Origin of the sequence: Flavobacterium sp., assembly GCF_027490375.1 — a bacterium.
Classification (GTDB): domain Bacteria; phylum Bacteroidota; class Bacteroidia; order Flavobacteriales; family Flavobacteriaceae; genus Flavobacterium.
The window spans coordinates 1-2,969 of sequence record NZ_JAIXYH010000084.1 but is presented as its reverse complement, the minus strand read 5'-3'; the positions used below and the strand labels follow the sequence as shown (position 1 = coordinate 2,969).

The 2,969-nt window shown below is 46.6% G+C and carries 1 protein-coding gene; it reads left to right on the top strand.

The window, feature by feature from the left end:
* Positions 1-2,969 (top strand): immunoglobulin domain-containing protein (locus Q0064_RS12825; RefSeq protein WP_298148616.1); only part of this gene is annotated, 2,969 nt, incomplete at both ends.

The window sequence follows — 2,969 nt, the reverse complement described above, 5'->3', positions numbered from 1 at the left end:
AGCAATAACAATGTTTGTGCAGGCGATCCGTTTAACTTACTAATTTCGGGTACTGCCAACGCTACGGTTACACTTTCGGATGGTACTTCTTCAACTCCTGTACTTTTGGATGCAGCAGGTAATGCGATAGTGAGTATCACCTCAGGTATTAGTACTTCAACTACTTATTCTATAATCGGTATTGCTAGCGGCGATACGCCTTCTTGTGCCGGTACTACATTTCCGGCACCAGTAACGGTAAACGTTATTGCGCCAGCAACAATCACCACACAACCTGTTGGTCAGAGTTTGTGTCCGGGAATTACCTCCACCACCTTTACGGTAGCTTCAACGGGCGATTCTGTTACACACCAATGGTTCTATAACGGCAACCCGTTGAGTAATGGCGGACAGTTTTCGGGAGTAGATACAACGACTTTAACAATTTCCAATCCAACGCCAGCCAATGCGGGCGACTATTTCGTGCGTGTGAGCAACAGTTGTGGCAGTATCGATTCGGCTTTAGCTGCGTTGTCTGTTGATCAGCCGATTGTTATAGTTGCACCGTTTATCAGTTCGAATACTATATGCGAAGGTGATACTCAGGTTTGGACGGTTAATGCCACAGGTCCTGGACTTACCTATCGTTGGTTTAAAGGGACTACACCAATCTCAGATTCAGCTACTGTTAGTGGCAGTCAGACCCAAACCTTAACGATTACCAACGCACAGCTTTCAGACGCAGGTACCTATCGCGTGGAGGTGAACAATAATTGTAACCTACCTCAATTTTCTACGGATGTAACGCTTACAGTAAATAGTTTGCCCCAAATCACGACCCAACCTCAGGCAGCGACGGTCTATTGTACTGGTGAAACACTTACCTTAAGCGTGGGTGCTACAGGCACTAATTTGCAATACCAATGGTTTTTGGATTCTTTGTCAAATCCCATATCGAGTCTTTCAAATCTAAACAGCACCTACACTTTAACGGGAGTAACAGCAGCAGACGCTGGAGATTATTTTGTGGTAGTTAGCGGAGCATGTACGCCATCGGTGCAATCAGTTCCGACAACAGTAGTTGTATTGGACGCTGCTCAAGTGGTTACCGATCCGATAAGCCAAACGATTTGTGAGGGTGATACGCTAAATTTAAGCGTAGTTGCTACGGGTTCCTCGTTACAATATCAGTGGAAGTTCAACGGGAATGATATTCCAGGTGCGACGTTAGCTACTTTAAGCATCCCGAACATAACTACTGCGCAGGCGGGTGCATATACAGTATCGGTAGGCAATGGTGGTAATTGTCCGGATGATCTTTCGGCAGCAGCAAACATTGTTGTGAATACCCTACCACAAATCACCACTCAGCCTCAGGCAGATACCGATTATTGCGAGGGCGAGCCACTTACATTAAATGTTGTTGCTACGGGAACGAATCTAACCTATCAGTGGTATTTCAACTCTTTAGCGAATCCGATTTCAGATCCTTCGGCACAAACGGCTACATTGAATTTAGCCGGACTTACCACAGCTAATTCTGGCGACTATTTTGTTGTAGTTAGCGGCGCATGTCCACCAGCAGTTCAGTCAGTTTCTACATCCGTTGTTGTTTTAGAAGCGCCACAAGTGGTTACCGATCCAGTAGGTGAGACACTCTGCGAAGGCGAAACACTTAACTTGAGCGTTACTGCCACGGGTTCTGCATTGCAATATCAATGGAAACGCAACGGAGTGAACTTGCTGGGCGAAACGAATTCTACGTTAACAATCTCGGGAATTACTCAAGCGCAAGCAGGAAATTATACCGTTGAGGTTAGCAATGCAGGAGTTTGTCCAGCCGATGAGTCTTTGGCAGCAGTTGTAGTTGTTAATCCAGCGACGGCAATCACGACCCAGCCTTCAAGTGTAACGGCTTGTTTCGGTGAAAACGTCACCTTCCTCGTGCAGGCAACGGGAATCGGTTTGACGTACCAATGGAAGAAAAATAATGTAGATATATCGGGCGAGACCAATACGACGCTAACACTAAGCGCGGTTGATTTCGACGATATAGCTAATTATACGGTTGTAGTCTCTAGCGCATCGTGTCCGCCTGTAACAAGCAACGTAGCCCGTTTGGCTGTGGTGGCACTTCCACAAGCGAGTATCGCCAACGGATTAGAGCCAAGTATTTGTGCGGGTAATTCGGCCGATGTGATTATCACAGGAACGCCCTTTGCGGTAGTTACCTACAGCATCAATGGCGGCGCTCCACAAAGTGTTACACTGAGCGGTTCAGGTACGGCGGTTGTTGCCACAGGAATCATCGAAGAAACGCAGGTGTACCAATTGCTAACAGTTAAGCGCAATGATTTGCCTGCTTGTTTGGTAGATTTATCAGCGGCTCCGAATACACAAGCTACGGTTTCGGTAACCAACATTCCGCAACCTAAATTAGATCAAGACGGTTACATCTGTATCTTTAATAACGATCCTACTAATACGAGCACTTACACTTTGGATACGGGTTTACCCAACGACGGAACTTACGATTTCGAGTGGTTTATCGACGATGTACAACAACCGCAATTCAGCAACTTAGCGTCGATCGATGCCGAGGCTGTTGGTTTGTATCGCGTTGATGTAACCGATGTCGCTACAGGATGTACGCGTTCGGCAACGGCGAGCATTACGGCATCGGCGCCACCAACAAGTGTAACCGCTTCGGTTGAAACACTGTTTTTTGCAGAAAACGCTACAGTGACTGTTACGGTAAATCCACCGGGCGAATACGAATATCGTCTCGACGACGGTCCGTGGCAAACGAGCAATGTCTTTACAGGAGTTCGCACGGTCTTAAGTCAAGACAATACAGGTAATCACACCATTTACGCACGTGACTTACGCGCTTGTGGCGAAGCATTTACATCGATTACTGTAATCGATTATCCGAAATTCTTCACACCAAACGGCGACGGTTACAACGATACGTGGAATATTTCGACTTT